This is a genomic window from Martinezella sp. CNPSo 3959, from assembly GCF_057784355.1.
The window spans coordinates 139,166-157,815 of the sequence record NZ_JBXSOV010000006.1 but is presented as its reverse complement, the minus strand read 5'-3'; the positions used below and the strand labels follow the sequence as shown (position 1 = coordinate 157,815).

Annotated in this window: 16 protein-coding genes; 1 reads left to right on the top strand and 15 read right to left on the bottom strand. The window is 60.7% G+C overall.

The window, feature by feature from the left end; translation table 11 throughout:
• Positions 1 to 170: 170 nt before the first annotated feature.
• From AC13RE_RS15830 to AC13RE_RS15820, 3 genes are read right to left on the bottom strand one after another with little or no spacing between them, the layout of a single operon-like run.
• Complete coding sequence (locus tag AC13RE_RS15830; protein WP_488563623.1) at positions 171 to 1,196, bottom strand: hydroxyacid dehydrogenase; 1,026 nt, start codon at positions 1,194 to 1,196, stop codon at positions 171 to 173.
• On the bottom strand, positions 1,193 to 3,049 hold the full coding sequence (locus AC13RE_RS15825) for a DUF2264 domain-containing protein (RefSeq protein ID WP_488563622.1): 1,857 nt from the start codon (positions 3,047 to 3,049) through the stop codon (positions 1,193 to 1,195). Before AC13RE_RS15825 ends, AC13RE_RS15830 begins: the two co-directional genes overlap by 4 nt.
• A gap of 40 nt (positions 3,050 to 3,089) precedes the next feature.
• Positions 3,090 to 4,112: a LacI family DNA-binding transcriptional regulator gene (locus AC13RE_RS15820; RefSeq protein WP_488563621.1), complete on the bottom strand. Its 1,023-nt coding sequence runs from the start codon at positions 4,110 to 4,112 to the stop codon at positions 3,090 to 3,092.
• Positions 4,113 to 4,263: 151 nt separating this feature from the next.
• Between AC13RE_RS15820 and AC13RE_RS15815 the strand changes: the two genes are divergently transcribed.
• Positions 4,264 to 5,559: an ABC transporter substrate-binding protein gene (locus tag AC13RE_RS15815; protein ID WP_488563620.1), complete on the top strand. Its 1,296-nt coding sequence runs from the start codon at positions 4,264 to 4,266 to the stop codon at positions 5,557 to 5,559.
• A 255-nt stretch (positions 5,560 to 5,814) separates the two neighbouring features.
• Here the strand turns inward: AC13RE_RS15815 and AC13RE_RS15810 are convergent, their stop codons facing one another.
• From AC13RE_RS15810 to AC13RE_RS15755, 12 genes are all read right to left on the bottom strand, one after another.
• The gene (locus tag AC13RE_RS15810; RefSeq protein WP_488563619.1) at positions 5,815 to 6,675 is read right to left on the bottom strand and encodes a 5'-nucleotidase, lipoprotein e(P4) family; all 861 of its coding nucleotides are present in this window, start codon (positions 6,673 to 6,675) and stop codon (positions 5,815 to 5,817) included.
• A 212-nt stretch (positions 6,676 to 6,887) separates the two neighbouring features.
• Positions 6,888 to 8,618 (bottom strand): ABC transporter substrate-binding protein, encoded by a 1,731-nt coding sequence (locus AC13RE_RS15805; protein ID WP_132719934.1) that lies wholly within the window; start codon positions 8,616 to 8,618, stop codon positions 6,888 to 6,890.
• A 126-nt stretch (positions 8,619 to 8,744) separates the two neighbouring features.
• The gene (locus tag AC13RE_RS15800) at positions 8,745 to 9,032 is read right to left on the bottom strand and encodes a DUF2160 domain-containing protein (RefSeq protein ID WP_112336221.1); all 288 of its coding nucleotides are present in this window, start codon (positions 9,030 to 9,032) and stop codon (positions 8,745 to 8,747) included.
• A gap of 12 nt (positions 9,033 to 9,044) precedes the next feature.
• Positions 9,045 to 9,917: a carbohydrate ABC transporter permease gene (locus AC13RE_RS15795; RefSeq protein WP_488484582.1), complete on the bottom strand. Its 873-nt coding sequence runs from the start codon at positions 9,915 to 9,917 to the stop codon at positions 9,045 to 9,047.
• Positions 9,918 to 9,964: 47 nt separating this feature from the next.
• Entirely contained in the window at positions 9,965 to 10,837 is an 873-nt protein-coding gene (locus AC13RE_RS15790) for a carbohydrate ABC transporter permease (RefSeq protein ID WP_132719936.1), read from the bottom strand.
• A gap of 2 nt (positions 10,838 to 10,839) precedes the next feature.
• Positions 10,840 to 11,910 (bottom strand): ABC transporter ATP-binding protein, encoded by a 1,071-nt coding sequence (locus AC13RE_RS15785; RefSeq protein WP_132719937.1) that lies wholly within the window; start codon positions 11,908 to 11,910, stop codon positions 10,840 to 10,842.
• A 9-nt stretch (positions 11,911 to 11,919) separates the two neighbouring features.
• Positions 11,920 to 13,002, bottom strand: a complete 1,083-nt coding sequence (locus AC13RE_RS15780; protein WP_488563618.1) for an ABC transporter ATP-binding protein — start codon at positions 13,000 to 13,002, stop codon at positions 11,920 to 11,922.
• Positions 13,003 to 13,713: 711 nt separating this feature from the next.
• Entirely contained in the window at positions 13,714 to 14,745 is a 1,032-nt protein-coding gene (locus AC13RE_RS15775) for a zinc transporter ZntB (RefSeq protein ID WP_488563617.1), read from the bottom strand.
• Between the two features lie 121 nt (positions 14,746 to 14,866).
• Positions 14,867 to 15,265: a VOC family protein gene (locus AC13RE_RS15770; RefSeq protein WP_488563616.1), complete on the bottom strand. Its 399-nt coding sequence runs from the start codon at positions 15,263 to 15,265 to the stop codon at positions 14,867 to 14,869.
• Between the two features lie 263 nt (positions 15,266 to 15,528).
• Positions 15,529 to 16,170, bottom strand: coding sequence for a ThuA domain-containing protein (locus AC13RE_RS15765; RefSeq protein WP_068389995.1), 642 nt, complete (start codon positions 16,168 to 16,170; stop codon positions 15,529 to 15,531).
• Between the two features lie 24 nt (positions 16,171 to 16,194).
• Positions 16,195 to 17,295, bottom strand: a complete 1,101-nt coding sequence (locus AC13RE_RS15760; RefSeq protein ID WP_488563615.1) for a Gfo/Idh/MocA family protein — start codon at positions 17,293 to 17,295, stop codon at positions 16,195 to 16,197.
• 40 nt (positions 17,296 to 17,335) lie between these two features.
• On the bottom strand, positions 17,336 to 18,541 hold the full coding sequence (locus AC13RE_RS15755; protein WP_488484501.1) for an ROK family protein: 1,206 nt from the start codon (positions 18,539 to 18,541) through the stop codon (positions 17,336 to 17,338).
• Positions 18,542 to 18,650: the final 109 nt, after the last annotated feature.

The following is an 18,650-nucleotide window of genomic DNA, read 5'->3' as shown; positions in this document are numbered from 1 at the left end:
GATACGCAGCAACAACCTGCCGGCGCATGATCCTTTCCAAAAGTTCGAAACGGAGCTTTTGGCGGACCCACGCTTATGAGATTGCTAGCGCGGAATGATTAAAAACGGGTTGTTTGCCTGTGCCGAAATGGGGCGATTTCAGGGTGTTTTCATGGTTTTGCTGCGCCGCGTCACGCCATCAGCGCCATATCCTCGCGGCGGATTTCATAGAGCAGCGGCTTGCCCTCGATAAAGCGGGTGGCTTCATCCACCGCCATCTCACCAAGGCGGGTCCGCTCCAGCCCGACGGCACCGGCAATATGCGGCGTCAGGAAGACGTTCGGAAGGTCGTAGAAGGCCGATGCGGCCTCCGGAATTTCCGGATCGGTGACATCGATAATTGCGTCGATCCGGCCGGTCTTCAGCACAGCGATCAGGGCGGCTTCGTCGACCAGCGCGCCGCGTGCCGTATTGATGAACGTCGCTCCATCCTTCATCAGCGACAGGCGGCGGGCGTCGATCATATGGCGTGTGGAGGGCAGCGAGGGCGCATGCAGCGAGACGATGTCGGCCGATGCCATAAGCGCGTCCAGTTCGGCCTTTTCGACGCCGAGACGTGTCGCTTCGGCCGCATCGACCATCGGGTCATAGAGCAGGATGCGGTAATTGAAGGGAGCAAGCAGCTCGATCACCCGCCGGCCGATCCGCGAGGCGCCGATGATGCCGATGGTGCGTCCATAATTGCCGATGGCCTCGGCGTGCATCGGTATCGTCCGATTGCGGTTGCGATCGGCGACATAGAGATCACGAAACTGAAAGACTTTCTTGCCGGCAAAGATGATGGCGGCCAGCGTGAATTCGGCGACCGGCAGGGCATTGGCCTGGGCGGCATGGCTGACGAGGATGCCGCGATCGAAGAGGCTGTCGCCGAGCAGGCCTTTCACTGTGCCGGCAGCGTGCACCACCAGCTTCAGATGCGGCGCCTGCGCCAGCGCGGCGGCATCGATCGCCGGCGAACCCCAGCCGGTGATCAGGATTTCGGTTTCCGCGAGCAGTTTGGCCGCACGCTCGTCGTCGAAACTTTGCATCGGTGCGGCATCGAGCACGCGGCCGATTGTTCTAAGGCGCTGAATAAGTGCGTTCGGAAGGACATGCTGCGTGCGCGACGGCAGCATGGCAAAGGCGATGGCCGGGCGGTTGGAGAGGGATGGCGTCATGGCAGGCGACCCGGTGCCTCGATGGCGCTGACCGTGATGCCCTTGTTCTTGATGAGTGCGCGCAGCGCATCGATATCGGGTTTGGCCGGCGGCTTGCTCCAGGCGTGATCAATGGCTGATGGATCTTTCGCCGCAAGCACGGCGGAGACGAGAACGGTCTCGCCCATCGGAATCGGGCCGCGCAACTGCGGCACCAAGGTCTTCGAGACGATAAGATTGGTATTCGGCGGCGCCTTCTGCGCGATACCTTCGCGTGCGATCGTCGAGCCGAGGTCGAGAATGCCGCTAAAATCCTCTTCGCCGATGGCATAGGCGGCACCGGTCGTGGAGGAGAGCGTGTCGGCCTCGAAATCCCGCCGTGCGATGGCAAAGCCGCCTTCGGCCGTCTGCAGCGGTCGCGGCGTGATGATCTTGTGCAGGCGGATGTGCCAGGGCGCGGCCGGCACCAGCCAGGTCTCCACCGTCACATCCGGATAGGGAGACCATTTGGCATAGAGCGTATCGCCGGCAAGTTTCGCCTCTTCATTGGTTTCACGGACGCGGTAGTGCAGGCCGTCGTCGCTGAAGGCGAGCATGCTGTCGAAGGCGCCGCCGGTAAAGACGCGCTCGTCGCTTTCGACGCTGAAGCCGTAGCGTGCGGAATAGGCGAATTTCGAATATTTCTCGGCGCCGAAGCGCATCTGCTGGTTTTCCTGGCCGGAGGAAAGTGCCACGACATCATCCTTGCTGCGCAGCAAAACCATGCCGGGATGCTTTTGCGGGATGATAGCCGGCTCATTTTCCGGAGCCTTTTCTTCGGCTGTCCAGAATGGATGCGTTTCAGGCAGCGCCAAGGGCAGGAAGGCCTTGAAAGCCCAATAGGGTGAGCCGGCGGAATTATAGTTCTCCGACATCAGCAGGTTGGGATAGGCAAAGCCGATCGGCAGGGTGCCATCGCGATGGGCGATCGGCTTGTCGGCCCACCAGCGCAGGTGCCGGAGGCACAGGCCCTTGATCTCGCCCCATGGCAGCGCCTCGACATCGGCAAAGGCGAGCGCCGACCAGAAGCCGGCGCAGGCGAAGCGATAGGTCAGGCTGCGGCCGAACGGGATCGTGGCGCCATCGGGCGCGAACCAATGGCGGAAATCCCTGGCGAAGAGCGCTGCACGCTCGCGGTAGCGCTCGGCGCGATCATCATCCACCAGCTTGGAATAGATCAGCCCATAGAAATGCATGGCGAAGGGAATGTAGTGATCGATGCGGCGGACATTGCCGTCGCGATACCAGCCGTCAGCGATATAGAAGCCGTCCAGCTCGTTGAGGTAGGTTTCCGTCAGGCTGCGGTCGAAGGTCGCGCCGAGCCGATCGAGCGCAATATCGACGAAGATGCGGAAGAACTTCCAGTTGTTGTCGGCATAATCGAAGGTGCGGGCGTGCTTGAGATAGGCAATCAGATTGCCGCGGGCGCGTTGATCGAGCGGCTCCCAGATCTTTTCCGGCACGAGAGCTAGCGCGAAGCCGAGGGCAGCCAGCTCGACCATGCGCTGGTCGCGGCCATTAATCGTGCCCCAATATTCCGGATGTTGCGGGTCGACGCCATTGGCGAGGCCTTCGGCATAGCGGTCCCAATGGCGGAAATCACCACCACCAGCGCCGAGCGGCGCCAAGCCCCAGAGCGGGCGGGCGAAACCTTCGAGATCGGCGGCTGCGCGGTCGAAATGAGCGCCGGCGGCATCGATCCGGACGCGCGCGTTACCCTCGGAAAAATAAGGCAGCAGCGGATCGAACAGATCGTTCAGCGCGCGGCGCATGTCCGGGAGGGTTTTCAACGGGTTGCCGGCAAGCGGATTGGAGCTGGCGGGGTCATAGATCATCGGTTCGGCTTTCTCGATCGTTTCCGCAGTGGATTGAATTTCAGGTTTCGGGTGGCAGCGTGCCGCCGGCGATCGGCTGGACGCCGTGACAGATGTGGCGGGCCGGCGCATCGCGGTCGCGGAAGCGCGCGATCATCAGGGCGATGGCCTCGCGTCCGAGCGCTGGGCGGTCGACGCGCATGGTTGCCAGCCGAGGATTGGTCATCAGGGCGCAGGGAAGATCGTCGAAACCGACGATGGCGAAATCCTCCGGCACCCGCAGGCCGGCTTCAATGACGGCGTCGAGCACGCCGACGGCGATGAAATCGTTCATGCAGAAGGCGGCGGTATAGCCTTTGTCTGCCGCAAGGATCTCGGCGGTCTTGTCCTGGGCTTCGTGGCTGGAGCTGCCCCTGAAATTCATTGGTACGATGCGGCCTTCAGCGCCTTCCACCGAAGCGATCGCTGCCTCGAAGCCGCGGATGCGCTCGCGGATCGTCTGGCGATGCGAGCCGGTCAGGTGCAGGATGCGGCGGTGGCCGGCATCGAGCAGACGTCGGGTTGCGTTATAAGCGCCGAAGAAATTCGAGGGTGAAACGCCGTCAAAGCGCAGCTTCGGATCGGTGCCGTTGACGAGCACGGTCGGCGTGCCGCTGGCTTCGAGCCACCGGCAGAGCTCTTCCGATGGGTCGATGCCGACGAGAAAGAGGCCCTCGGCACCCGCGGTCTGCAGATATTCCTTCACCAGTTCCGGCTCGGTCCTTGCCTCGCGGATGAGGCGGATATCGAAGCGCATGCCGCGCTCGGCAGCGCCTGCACGAAGACCCTCCAAAATGCCTTCATAGAAGACGCTCAACCCGCCTGTGACGCTGTCGCTGGCGATCAATGCCAAGCCGCCGGCCGCCGTCTCGGCTGCGGTCTTCAGTGGATAACCGAGATCGCTCGCCACCTTGAAAATGTGCTGACGGATCGTGTCGCTGATGCCGGGTTCATTGGTGAGGACCCGCGACACCGTCGAGACGGAGACACCGGCGGCAGCGGCGATGTCAGCCTGCCTGATGCGTTTGGAGCGAATATCGTTCATATCGCAAACGCTATGCAAAATTATGCAAATTTGCAACAGAAAGATTTTTTATTGCACAGTGCAATGAAGTTGCATATCGTCACGCTGACTTGTCCGCTGAAGGCGTCGGGGAGATCGCCGCGGATGGCAACGCAAGAGAAGGAGGAATCTCATGCGCATGAATCGTCGTTCTTTCATGATCGGAGCCACGGGGACCGCGGCCGGCATTGCCTTCGGGGGAGGCGCAATGCCCGCCTTTGCCGATGCCACGCAGCTCCGGGCGATGTGGTGGGGCTCGCCCGATCGCGGCAAGCGTACCGTCGCGGTTGCCGAACTGTTTCACAGTAAGAATCCTGATTTGTCCGTCATCGGCGAGAGCATCAGCGGCGACGGCTACTGGGCCAAGCTCGCCACGGGAATGGCCAGCCAGAACATCGCGGACGTTTTCCAGCTCGAGCCGAGCACGATCTCGGATTATTCGAAACGCGGCGCATGCATGCCGCTCGACCAGTTTGTGCCCTCGACGCTGAATATCGACAGCTTCGGCAAGGACGTGTTGAAGTTGACCACGGTCGACAACAAGCTTTATGGCGTCGGCCTCGGGCTGAATTCTTTCGCGATGTTCTATGACGAGGACATGTTCAAGAAGACCGGCCTGACGCCGCCCGGTCCGACGACGACATGGGCCGAATATGCCGATCTCGCGGTGGAAATGACAAAGGCTGCCGGCAAGCGCGGCTATTGGGGCGGGCCGTATGGCGCGCGCTACAATTATGTCCTCGACGTCTGGCTGCGTCAGCGCGGCAAGAGCCTCTTTACGGAAGACGGCGGTCTCGGCTTCAGTGTCGACGACGCTAAGGAATGGTACAACTACTGGGAAGAGCTGCGCAAACGCGGCGGCACGGTCTCCGCCGATGTGCAGACGCTCGACCAGAACGTCATCGAAAGCAACTGTCTGGCGCTTGGAAAATCGGCGATCGGCATGGCCTATTCCAACCAGCTCGTCGGCTACCAGCTTGTTGTCAAGAGCAAGCTCGCCGTTACGATGCTGCCGCGCGAAAAGAAGGATGGCCCGTCCGGCCATTACTATCGTCCGGCGCTGATCTGGAGTGTCGGCGCCACCAGCAAGAACGGCGAAGCGGCGGCGAAATTCATCAATTTCTTCGTCAATGATATCGATGCCGGCAAGATCCTCGGTGTCGAGCGCGGCGTGCCGATGTCGCCTGCCGTTCGGGCCGCCATCCTGCCAACGCTCAATCCGGTGGAACAGCAGACGGTGCACTATATCGAGCTATTGAAGGATCAGGTCGGCACCTATCCCGTGCCGGCGCCGCTCGGCTCCCAGGAATTCGACGTGAACGTCGCCCGCCCTGTCGCCGATCAACTCGCCTTCGGCAAGATCACGGTGGCTGAGGCGGCGAAGAGGCTGGTGGAAGAAGGTGCGACAAAGTTGAAGCGGAAGAGCTGATTGGAGTTTATAGGGGCTTTGTTATATGCCGCACCCGCTGCTACCCCCCTCTCTCCCTTTCGGGACATCTCCCCCACATGGGGGGGAGATCGTTGGGAGCTTGCCGCGCGTCACTCGTAAAACAATAAACGGCAATTTCAGCAGATTCGATGTTTCTTTGAGATAAAGCGTGCCCACGAGTTACCGATCTCCCCCCTTGTGGGGGAGATGTCACGAAGTGACAGAGGGGGTGTTGCCCCTCCTAGAATTCTGCTGTCACTTCCCATCCCAGGCCTTCAGTGCATCCTGCTTCATCCGGCGCTGTTCTTCCGGCGGCAGCTTGTAATCGCCCTTGTAGGGTGCGCTTTCGAATGAGCCATAGGTCGGGTTGGCGATGGCGATCCAGTCGTGGCCGAAATGCGCCTTGTTGGCTTCGAAGACTTTCTGGCGCTCCTCGACGGTCCCCTTGTAGTCGTCCGTGAAGTCGCCGAAATTGTCGCCAAACATCAGGAGAATGCGATAGTTCTTGGCGATGAAGGCGCGGCGCGTGCCTTTGGCCGAACCCCAGTCCGGCTGCTCCTTGGCGCTCAGGAACGTGTCGACATTGTCGCCCATCGGAAAACCGAAGCGCTTCATTTCCTCGACGGTCGGACCTTCCTCATCGGCGGTGCGGTTGGTGACGTAGAAGACCTTCACGCCCTTCGAAGCCGCGTATTGGGTAAATTCCACCGCGCCTGCGATCGGCTTGTCCTGCTGGGCATTCACATATTGCGTCCAGGTGTCCGGCTTGAAGCTGGTGCCTGCCGTGATGTTACGCGCCTGATAGGGCGAGGTGTTAAGAATGGTGTCGTCGACATCGAGGATGATGGCGGGCGGAAAGTCCTGGAAATTACCTGTTTGCTCGACCGGAGCTGCGGTCCAATCCTTGTCGGCCAGGGCTTCATCGAGCCTGATACGGCCGAGCGTATAGGCGCCGAGCGCGTTGGCCTGCGCCTCGACCGATGTCTGGTCCCAAAGAACGGCATTGAGATTGTCGTCTGGCGATGGTGCCGGCAGATCGGCACTGAGAGCCGGCAGGGCGGCAGCAAGGCCAATGGCGGTGATGAGCGTCCTGTGCCCAAAATATCCGTTTCTCACGCTGTTCTCCTTATGCAGAAATCCATGAAATATATCAATGGGTTCTGATGTGCGTCGACATCATGATCCGGATAAGGATAGTTCGTGCTCGCGGGAAATGTGTCAAGCCTGTGACAGTCATCGCATCATTATTTTTGCGAAACTTTCATCCCCACGAAAAAATGCCGGAGCTCTTTCGAGCCCCGGCACCCATTTCGCGTTATGTACCCGACTTATTTCTTCGCGTCGGCCCAGCTCTTGACCAGCTCGTCGTAGTTGACGGTGACCGGCTTTTCCTTTTCGCTGGCGACCTTCAGCTGCGGAGCGAGATGACCGTTCTTCACGGCATCGGCGTTCCAATAGGCAAGATCGTGTTCTTCGGCGAGCTTCGGGCCGATGTCGCCCTGAACGCCCGCGCGTTCGATGCGCTGCATCACCTTTTCCTGATCGGCGCAGAGAGCATCCATGGCTCCTTGAGCATCCTTGGCACCCGATGCGGCATCGCCGATCGCCTGCCACCAGAGCTGTGCGAGCTTCGGATAGTCAGGAACGTTGGTGCCGGTCGGCGACCATTGGACACGCGCCGGTGAGCGATAGAACTCGATAAGGCCGCCGAGTTCCGGTGCACGCTTGGTGAAGCTCTTGTCGCGGATGGTGGATTCGCGGATGAAGGTGAGGCCGACATGGCTCTTCTTCACGTCCACCGTCTTCGAGGTGACGAACTGCGCATAGAGCCATGCGGCCTTGGCGCGATCGACAGGAGTCGATTTCATCAGCGTCCAGGAACCGACATCCTGGTAGCCGAGCTTCATGCCGTCCTTCCAATAGACGCCATGCGGAGACGGTGCCATGCGCCACTTCGGCGTGCCATCCGAATTCATGACCGGCAGGCCGGGCTTGACCATGTCGGCGGTGAAGGCCGTGTACCAGAAGATCTGCTGGGCGATATTGCCTTGCGACGGAACCGGGCCGGATTCCGAGAAGGTCATGCCCTGTGCTTCCGCCGGAGCATAAGCCTTCAACCAATCGAGATATTTCTGGATCGAATAGACGGCGGCCGGTCCGTTGGTATCGCCGCCGCGGGCGACGCAGGAGCCGACAGGACGCGAATTGGCATCGACCTTGATGCCCCATTCATCGACCGGCAGGCCGTTCGGGAGGCCCTTGTCGCCGTTGCCGGCCATGGAAAGCCAGGCATCGGTGAAGCGCCAGCCGAGCGACGGGTCCTTCTTGCCATAGTCCATATGGCCGAAGACCTTCTTGCCGTTGACATCGCGACCGGTGAAGAACTGGGCGATATCTTCATAGGCCGACCAGTTGACCGGCACGCCGAGCTCGTAGCCATACTTGGCCTTGAAATCGGCCTTGTTCTTCGGGTCGTTGAACCAGTCGTAACGGAACCAGTAGAGGTTGGCGAACTGCTGGTCGGGAAGCTGGTAAAGCTTCTTGTCCGGAGCAGTCGTAAAGCTGGTGCCGATGAAATCGGCGATATCGATGCCCGGATTGGTGACGTCCTTGCCCTCGCCAGCCATCCAGTCGGTCAGGTTGCGCACCTGTTTGTAGCGCCAATGCGTGCCGATCAGGTCGGAATCGTTGACCCAGCCGTCATAGAGGTTCTGGCCGGTCTGCATCTGCGTCTGGATCTTCTCGACAACGTCGCCTTCCTGGATGACGTCGTGGGTGACCTTGATGCCTGTTATGGCAGTGAAGGCCGGCGCGAGAACCTGCGATTCATACTGATGCGTCGTCAGCGTTTCCGACACGACTTTGATTTCCATGCCCTGGAAAGGCTTGGCCGCATCGATAAACCATTGCATTTCCTTTTCCTGGTCGGCGCGCGAGAGCGTCGAGAGATCGCCGATCTCCTTGTCCAGGAATGTCTTGGCTTCGTTCATGCCAGCGTTGGCTGTGCCGGCCAGGGCCAGCAAGGCAACTGCCGTTGTCGTCAAGAGATGCCGTCGCATATATTCCTCCCTACAGGTTGCGAGTGCATTGTCAGCCAGCCGGATTTCCGGCCGTCTGTATCGATTTGCCTTACTGCTCCGTATGACCGGATGGGCAACGGGGCGGTAACGGGTTGAATTTCCGCGTCAGACCAGACGGAAGACACCGACGGCGTAGACCACGGAAAGAGCAAGAGCCCACCACAGGCTGGGGCCTCCCAGGCCCAGCCAAGCAAGATGGATGAAGGCGGCGCCGAGCAGCGAAATGAACAGCCGGTCGCCGCGCGTCGTTTCGAAGCGCAGAATGCCGAGGCGCGGATTGCCGCCGGGCGAAAAATATTCCCAGACCGCCATGCCGATCAAAAGCAGCAATATCGTCGCGAAAAACAGCGCCGTCGGCAGTGTCCAGGCCATCCAGGAAAAGTCTGTATTCATGGCGGTTTTCCTTCAGACGCGGCCGAGCGCGAAACCCTTGGCGATGTAGTTGCGGACGAAATAGATGACGAGGGCGCCGGGAACCAAGGTGAGCACGCCGGCGGCGGCAAGCAGGCCCCAGTCCATGCCGGCGGCCGAGACCGTGCGCGTCATGATGGCGGCGATCGGCTTGGCGTCGGTCGTCGTCAAGGTGCGGGCGATCAGCAATTCCACCCAGGAGAACATGAAGCAGAAGAAGGCTGCGACGCCGATGCCGCTTGCGATCAGGGGAATGAAGATCTTGATGAAGAAGCGCGGGAATGAATAGCCGTCGATATAAGCGGTTTCGTCGATCTCCTTCGGCACTCCGGACATGAAGCCTTCGAGGATCCAGACCGCCAGCGGCACGTTGAACAGGCAGTGCGCCAGCGCCACGGCGATATGAGTATCGATCAGGCCGAAGGCCGAATAGAGCTGGAAGAAGGGGAGCGCAAAGACCGCCGGCGGTGCCATTCGGTTCGTCAGCAGCCAGAAGAAGACATGCTTGTCGCCGAGGAAGCGGTAGCGCGAGAAGGCGTAGGCTGCGGGAAGCGCGCAGGCGACCGAGATCACCATGTTCATGACGACATAGGTGATGGAGTTGATATAGCCCTTGTACCAGGACGGATCCGTGAAGATGATCGCATAATTGCGCAGCGTCGGCTGGTGCGGATAGAGGGTCAGGCCGCCAATGATTTCCTCATTGGTCTTGAAGCTCATATTGACGAGCCAATAGATCGGCAGCAGCAGGAAGACGATGTAGAGCGTCGGCACAAGCCAGGACCATCGGCCTTTTTCGCCGTGACGGCGGGCAACTTGCGTGCCCGTCGCAACAATCGCATTTGCGGCGGCATCCGAGGCGGCCATCTTGTGCATCGCGGCGCCATCGGCCGTGGTGGTAAGGGGTTTGCCGCTCATCGGCTTGCTCCCGCATCGTAATTGGTCATGACGGTATAGAAGACCCAGGACAGCAGCAGCACGATCAGGAAGTAGACCAGCGACATGGCTGCGGCCGGGCCGAGGTCGAACTGGCCGAGCGCTATCTTCACGAGGTCGATCGACAGGAAGGTGGTGGAGTTGCCGGGGCCGCCGCCTGTCACGACGAAAGGTTCGGTATAGATCATGAAGCTATCCATGAAGCGCAGCAGCACGGCGATCAGCAGGACGCGGTTCATCTTCGGCAGTTGGATGTAGCGGAAGACGGACCAGCGCGAGGCGCCGTCGATCTTGGCGGCCTGGTAGAAGGCGTCGGGAATGGAGGCGAGGCCGGCATAGCACAGCAGCACGACGAGGCTTGTCCAATGCCAGACGTCCATGATGATGATCGTGGCCCAGGCGTCTGCCGGATCGGAGACATAGTTGTAGTCGATGCCGAGATTGACGAGGACGTAGCCCATCAGCCCGATGTCACTACGACCGAAGACCTGCCAGATCGTGCCGACGACGTTCCACGGGATCAGCAGAGGCAAGGCCATTAGCACGAGGCAGACGGGAACGCCGATGCCCTTCTTCGGCATGTTGAGCGCAATGAAGATGCCGAGCGGCACCTCGATCGCCAGGATGACGAAGGAGAAGATCAGGTTGCGGATCATCGAATCCCAGAAACGCCCGGAATGGAGGATCTCTTCAAACCATTGTGTGCCCGCCCAGAAGAAGACGTTGTTGCCGAACGTGTCCTGCACCGAATAGTTCACGACCGTCATCAGCGGAATGACGGCGGAAAAGCCGACCAGCAGCAGAACCGGAATGAGCATGAACCAGGCTTTGTTGTTCCAGGTCTTGTCCATCATCAGGCTCCCATCTCGATGCGCCAGGAGTCGGCGTAGATATTGATGCCGGCCGGATCGAAGGCGATGTGCGGCTCGGCCGGCACCGTCTGGTCCTCGCCGATCACGGCGACGATATCCTGGCCGTCGAGCTTGGCGCGGACCACCTTGCGGCGGCCGAGATCCTCGACCTTGGTGACGGTGGCGGGCATGCCTTCGCGGCCGATGCGGACGAATTCGGGGCGGATGCCGAGCTCGGAACGGCCGAACCGCTTCTCTTTAGGCGCGCCGGGCAGTGTGATCGTGCGGTTGCCGATGCGCGCGCTGCTGCCTTCGATTTCGACGGGCATGACATTCATGCCGGGCGAGCCGATGAAATAGCCGACGAAGGTGTGGCGCGGACGCTCGAAAAGGTCGTTCGGCGTGCCGATCTGCACCACTTCGCCATTGTACATGACCACGACCTTGTCGGCGAAGGTCAACGCTTCCGTCTGGTCGTGGGTGACATAGACCATGGTGAAGCCGAAGCGGCGGTGCAGTTGCTTCAGCTGCGAGCGCAGCACCCATTTCATGTGCGGGTCGATGACGGTCAGCGGCTCGTCGAAGAGGATGGCGTTGACGTCGGAGCGCACGAGGCCGCGGCCGAGCGAGATCTTCTGTTTGGCGTCGGCGGTCAGACCGCGCGCCTTGCGGTGGGCGCTGTCGGAAAGGCCGATCATCTCGATGATTTCATCGACCTTGCGCTTCACTTCGGCCTCCGGAACATGCCGGTTGCGCAGTGGGAAGGCGAGATTGTCGTAGACGGTCATCGTGTCGTAGACGACCGGGAACTGGAAGACCTGGGCGATGTTGCGTTCCTGGGTCGACAGCCGGGTCACGTCCTTGCCGTCGAAGAGGATGCGGCCTTCGGAAGCCTGTACCAGACCGGAAACGATGTTGAGAAGCGTGGTCTTGCCGCAGCCCGAGGGGCCGAGCAGAGCGTAGGCGCTGCCGTCTTCCCAGCTGTGATTGACTTCCTTCAGCGCATAGTCGGCGTCGGATTTCGGGTGGTCGTTGTAGGCGTGCCGGATGTGGTCGAGATCGATGCGGGCCATAGTCCCTCCTCAGGCGGCTTGTTGCAGGGCGGGAGTGACGGCGGCACCATCGGCGTCGAAGACCATGATGTGGCGCGGGTCTATATAGACGTCGATCGCATCGTCGACATCGATATCCTGCACGCCCTGGGTCAGCATTACCCAGCGCTGGCCGGCAAAATCGATATGGATGAAGCTCTCCGAGCCCGTGATCTCGCTCACCATCACCCGTGCCGGGGCAGCGACCGCCTCCGGCGTCTGCGGCGCAAGCGCCAGATGATGCGGCTGGAAGGCGATCGTGTAGCGGCCATCCGTCCGGTCCTCCAAACCCCTCGGTACGGGCAGGCGGATGTTGCTGTCGAGCACGAATTCCCGGCCGCGCTTATCGAGCGTCATCGTGTTCAGCGGCGGATCGGCAAAAGTGGTCGCGGTAATCAGGTCGCGAGGATTGCGGAAGACATCGATCGTCGATCCGAATTGCGTGATGCGGCCTTCTGCCAGGGCCGCGGTGTTACCTCCCAGAAGCAGCGCCTCGGAAGGTTCGGTGGTGGCGTAGACGAAAATCGCGCCGGATTCAGCGAAGATCTTCGGCAATTCGGCGCGTAGTTCCTCGCGCAGCTTGTAGTCGAGATTGGCGAGCGGCTCGTCGAGCAGCACGAGGCCAGCATTCTTGACGATGGCGCGGGCAAGGGCCGTACGCTGTTGCTGGCCGCCGGAAAGGCTCAAGGGGAGGCGATCAAGGAAGGGACCAAGCCGCAAAAGATCGGCTGCCTTTTTTACTTCCTTGTCGATGGACGCCGCGCTTTTGCCGCTCAGCCGCATCGGCGAGGCGATATTGTCGTAGACGGTCATCGCGGGATAGTTGATGAATTGCTGGTAGACCATGGCGACGTTGCGGCGCTGCACCTGCAGGCCGGTGACATCTTTCCCATCGACATGGATCGTGCCCGTGGTCGGCTTGTCGAGCCCGGCCATCAGCCGCATCAGCGAGGTCTTGCCCGAAAGCGTCGGCCCGAGCAGCACATTCAGCGTGCCGCGCTGCAGCGTCAGGTTCGTTTCTGCGATATGCGTCTCGCCGCCCACCGACTTCGACACGTTTCTGAGTTCAAGCACGATAGGCTCCTTCTACACGCCACATGCCGGAGCCGCGACGGACTGCTGGCCGCAAGGCCTGTTTTTTGCCCATTGAATGGCGATCGGCTGCGTCACGAAGCGGTGCCTTCGGCCAAGATCGGCATAGGGGCAGAATGCCATGCGTTTTCAACAAATTGATAAGAATTAAGTAGTCGCACAGACGCGAATTGCGGCGAGCCGCGTGCGGGCGATTCGCGCCGCAGGCGATCATCATCGATAGGCTTCGCACCATGCAAAGCGGAAAGCTCCATTCGTCGTGCAAGGATACGGCAAGCCTGCTCGAAAGGATTGCGGCCTGCGGCGCAATCGATGCCGTCTGTCTTGTCGTTTCGAGCTTTGGACAATGATCTCTCCCCCTGTTTCGGTTTCTACTCCTCAAGCTAAAACCGAAACTATAATGACGATAAATGAAGCTAAAGGAATGTCAAACGAAAATTAGGCGAGTCCCGATTGCCCGCCGAAAGCCAGGTCGAAGGACGATATTTCCGCGGGCGGGGCAAAATCGGTAAGCGATTGATCGGGATTGGAAATGCCTGAAATCCTTGCGTCGATCGCGAAAAACAAACCGATGGTTTCGAGCTTCTTTCGTCGCCTTGTCCGCGTGGCGGTCGGGCGAATTGCCGGAGGGAGCGGTGTTTCCACCATTCGAAAGGGTCGCCTTTTCGCCGCGCGTAGCCGAAATTGCCGGACCTAAAGCCAGTTGATACGTTTGAGCACCCAGAGCGTCGCGATCGAGGTGATCGTGACGAAGGCGACGATGATGATGAAGGCCCAGGTGTCGTTGACGCCGGGAATGCCGCCGACATTCATGCCGAAGAGCCCGGCCACCACGCTCGGCGGCAGGAGCAGGGCGGCAAGGGCGGCTAGGCGGTTGGAGTTGCGGGCGATGCGCTCGCTGATGACGGTCGAGAGGTCGTCATGCAGGATGCTGGTACGGTCGCGGATGGCGTCGAGATATTCGATGTAGCGCATCAGCTTGTCGATGACCTCGCGCATGCGCAGCTTGTCGCGTTCGGCAAGCCAGGGTGCGTCGTCATGCTCGATACGGTTCAGCGCGTCGCGCTGCGGGGCGAGATAGCGGCGAAGCTGCACGGCGCGCCGGCGCAGCAGCTTCAGCCGTTCGCGCACCTGGCCGGCTTCGCCGTGAAAGATCAGCTCGTCGAGCTCGTCCACCTCTTCGTCCATGGCGTCAAGCACCGGTTCGAGATCGCGCACCAGCTTGTCGCCGATGAGGGCGAGCAGATCGCCAGAGCGCTGCGGCCCCTTCTTCTTCTCCAATGACAGGCGGATATCGCGCAGTGCCGTGATGTAGTGGCCGCTGTCGCGCAGCGATATGATGCGGTTCGCGTCGATCCATAGATGCAGGGGCACCAAGTCTATATCCGCGGGCTTCTGCGTCGCGCCATCAGGCGAGGTCGCGCAGACGCCGCGCAGGATGATCAGCAGCCCGTCGCCTACCGGCTCGACGCGCGGGCGGGATTCTTCCTCCAGCAGAGCTTCGATGACAAAAGGATCGAGACCGCTTTTATGGGCGATCCAGTCGGCGGCGGCGGGATGGTCGCGTTCGAGATGCAGCCAGATGACGCCCTCGGCGGGATTCCAGGCGCAGACCTGGTCCATATTGAGCTGCCGCCTGCAGCCGCCATGGCCGTCGAGCAGGGAGGCGAAACGCAACCCCGGTTCGATGCCGTAGCTGACGGTCGAGGTATTTGTTGCTTCCATGGCGCCTTGATCCATCCATCCTCCATGGCAGCAAAAAAGCGCAAGCAGCACAAGAGTTTGTGGCGTGCAGGCAGTATTCTACCAGTTCGGACCAGGGTGGCAAGGTGCCTGCCTCTTGCGATCAAACGGGAGAATTGAAGACGGCTTCGATGTGGTGGCCGTCGGGATCGATCACGAAAGCCGCAAAATAATGCGGTCCATAGTCGGGCCGAAGGCCGGGGGCACCGTTGTCCGTTCCACCGTGTTCGACAGCCGCCTTGTGAAAATCAGAAACGGCTTGTCTGCTTGGGGCTGCCAAAGCCAGATGAAACCCCGGACCAGGCGGCCGCTGATCTTGCGGGCAAAACTTCAGCGCCAGCTTGTCTTCGCCATCGGCAATGCCATAGCCAACGGCCTGACCAGGTTCTCCCGGTCTGAGATCCTCCCAAACGCGGCGGTATCCGAGCGGAGCAACGACCGCGTCGTAGAATCGCGCCGATCGCTCGATGTTGGAGACGCCGAGGGAAATATGATGAAGCATATGTTCGGAAACTCCGGTTTCTGGCCAATTCTCGTACGTATGCGCAAGACGCGACCATAAAGGTGGTTTCCAAATATGGAAACCGTCCGCGGCAAGGTGCTGCGGACGGTGTCAGATCCTGATCCAGAGCATTTCCAGGAAAAGTGCGCAGCGGTTTTCCGTCCGGAATGCGTCATGAAACAAAGAGATAGAGCGTTTTCGCGATTCGAAGAAAAGCGGAAAGGCATCCAAGGAGGCGGTTCTTCCGGGCGGGAAGCCTGTCGTCAGCGTGCCGCCCAATTGGCGCCGCGGCGGAAGATGGTTTTCATCTGCGGCACATCGAATTCCTTGGCCTGGTGGCCGAGCGAGGAATAGAAGACGCGGCCCTTGCCGTATTTGCGCTTCCAGGCGACCGGCATGACGACGCCGTCGATCCAGTAGGCATGGTCGCCGGTGAAAGTCGTGGTCGCCAGCACCTCGTTCGACGGGTCGACATGCATGTAATATTGCTCCGACGTGTAGGGAAAATCGGTAATCCCCTCCATGATCGGATCGTCCGGGCGGGTGATATTGACCGTGTAGTCGATGATGTTGCCGGGATGGGCGACCCATTGGCCGCCGATGATGAACTGATACTCAACGCTTTCGCGGAAACTATCGCCTGCGCCGCCATGATAGCCGGCTATGCCGACGCCGCTTTCGATCGCATCGGCGAGGTTCTTCACCTCCTCCTTCTCGATCTTCGACATAGTAACGATCGGCACGATCAGGCTGAGATCGTGGATCGAAGGGTCGGCAAAGGCCTCAGTGCTGTTTTCGAGATAGACCTTGAAGCCGTCCTCTTCCAGCATGTCGCGGATGATATGGGCGCATTCCTGCGGTTCATGGCCGCTCCAGCCGCCCCAGACGATAAGTGCTTCACGCATGATAATCCTCCTGAAATTACTTGGTTAGCGGCCGATCTGCCCATCCACCAGGGATTCGGACAGAGGGGCCGGACGCTCCGTTTGCGTCGTGATGGCGACCGTGCGCCCGGTGTCGGAGGCCGTCTGGAAGGCTTCCATGACTTCGAGCACATGCAGCGCGAGGCTGCCATTGACGCGGTGCGGACGGTTCGAGCGGATGGCGTGCGCCATGTCGGCGACACCGAGCGAGCGGTAATTGCCGTCCGCATAGGGCGCGGTGATCTCGCGCTCGGCAAATTCACCGCCCTTCTTCAGAAACTCCACCGGGCCGCCAAAACGGTTCGGATCAGGCACGATCAGCGTCCCTTCGGTGCCGTAGACTTCGAGCGGCACGTGCTTGTGGCCGGCGACATCGAAGCTCATGCCGATCTGGACGACCGCGCCACTCACAAAGGCCATGACGCCGGCAACATGCGTTGGCACATGCACGGGGATGTGCTCGCCATTGCGCGGTTCGCTGGTGATGATGCGTTCCTTGCGCGGCGTGACGGCAAAGCCGGCGACCTGGGAGACAGGGCCGAGCAGGTTGACGAGATCGGTGATGTAATAGGGACCCATATCGAGCATCGGGCCGCCGCCGACTTCGTAATAGAAAGCCGGATTCGGATGCCAGCGTTCATGGCCGGGACACATGAATGTAGCGGTGCCGCCGACCGGGATGCCGATCGCACCCTCGTCGATGATGGCGCGCGCCGTCTGGTGGCCGCCGCCGAGGAAGGTATCGGGGGCAGCGCCGATACGCAGACCCTTGGCCGCAGCAGCATCCGCAAGCGTCTTGCCCTCGGCGAAATTGATGCCCAGCGGCTTTTCCGAATAGGTGTGTTTGCCGGCTTCGAGCGCTTGCAGGCCGACGGCGACATGTGCTTTCGGAATGGTCAGGTTGACGATGATCTCGATCGAGGGGTCCGCCAGAAGGGTGGCGATATCGACCGCCTTCAGGCCGAATTCGGCAGCCTTTGCCTCCGCGAGCTCGCGATTGAGGTCGGCCACACCTTTGATGTCGAGAATGGGAAAGGATTTCATGGCAGTGAGATAGGCGCCGGAAATGTTCCCGCAGCCGATGATGCCGATGCCGACCTTGTTCATAAGATTCCTCCAGATGAATTGTCTGTGCTGTCCCGCGAAATCAGAGAGCCGGTGCCGGTCCCGTTGTTCCCCAGGGCGATTCGTAGAGTTCGCGCAGTGCGACGACCGCGGCGCCCTGCGCCCAGGTCTCGTCGGTCGATTGGTCGAAAACGAGTTCGGTCACGCCCTTGATCGATGGCGGAATGGCCAGCGAATAGGCCTCCCGCAGGCTGTCGAGGAAGGGTTGGCCGAGCGCCAGGCTTGATCCCACAAGAATGACGCGCGGCGGAGCAAACAGCGTGACGATGTTGGCGAGCGCCATGCCGCAGGCTTCGCCGGCACGGATTGCCGCGCTGATCAGCGACGTGTCTTCAGCATCGATCAGCGTCTTGGCGTGCGCCATTCCACGGCCGAGGCGGATGGCTTCGGCAAAGCGACCGCCGCCTGGCTGATCGCCGAGAATGGCGCTTTCGCCGGCAAGGCTCGCCAATCTGACGGTGCCTTGCGAGCCTATGCCAAGCACGAGGTCGCCGAGATTGTGGCTTAGGCCGCCGGCGCCGCGAAACAGCTGGCCTCCATGCAGCACGCCGAGACCCAGCGTCTGCTCCAGCGATACCAGCACCATGTCGTCGAGGTCTCTCGCCTTGCCGAACCAATGATGCGCGAGCGTGATGGCATGCGCATCGCTTTCGACGATGGTGGTCACGCCCAGCCGCTCCGACATTTCCTTGGCGAAATCGACGCCCGTCTCGCGGAAGATCGGACTGGTGCGGATATGGCCGGTGCGGTGCTCGACGACGCCGGGTAGACCGAGGCAGACGGAATCGATTTCGTCGAGCGCCAGATTGGCATCGACGACGCAGCGGCGCACGCCATCCTCGATGAGATCGGCGATGACACCGATCGGCTGCCGGTCGACGCGCAGCGCCAGCGTCAATGTCGAAAGAACCTCGCCGCAAAAGTCCGTCACGACGAAGACCATGCGATTGGCGGCAATTTTCGCGCCGACGACGCGCGCGGCATCGGGATTGAGTTCCAGCATGACGCGGGGTCGGCCGCGGCTGGCCGCCTCCCGCAAGTCGCCTTCCGTGCGGGCCAGAATCAGCCCGTCATCCAGCAGCGAGGCTGTAATTGCCGAGACTGTCGTGGTCGAAAGCTGGGTGCGGTCGCTGATTTCGATCCGCGCGATGGAGCCCGCCCGCCGGATCGTATCCAGCACATTGAAGCGGTTTATCGCCCGCATAAGCTCGGGGTCTGCTGTTTTCATGAGATTGACGCCGAATGACGGACCCGCTCGGCTGGCGGCCTGGTATTTTTAACGGAATGCGAATTAAATAACCTATGGCCATTGCCCAATGTCAAGCCATTTCGCAGGC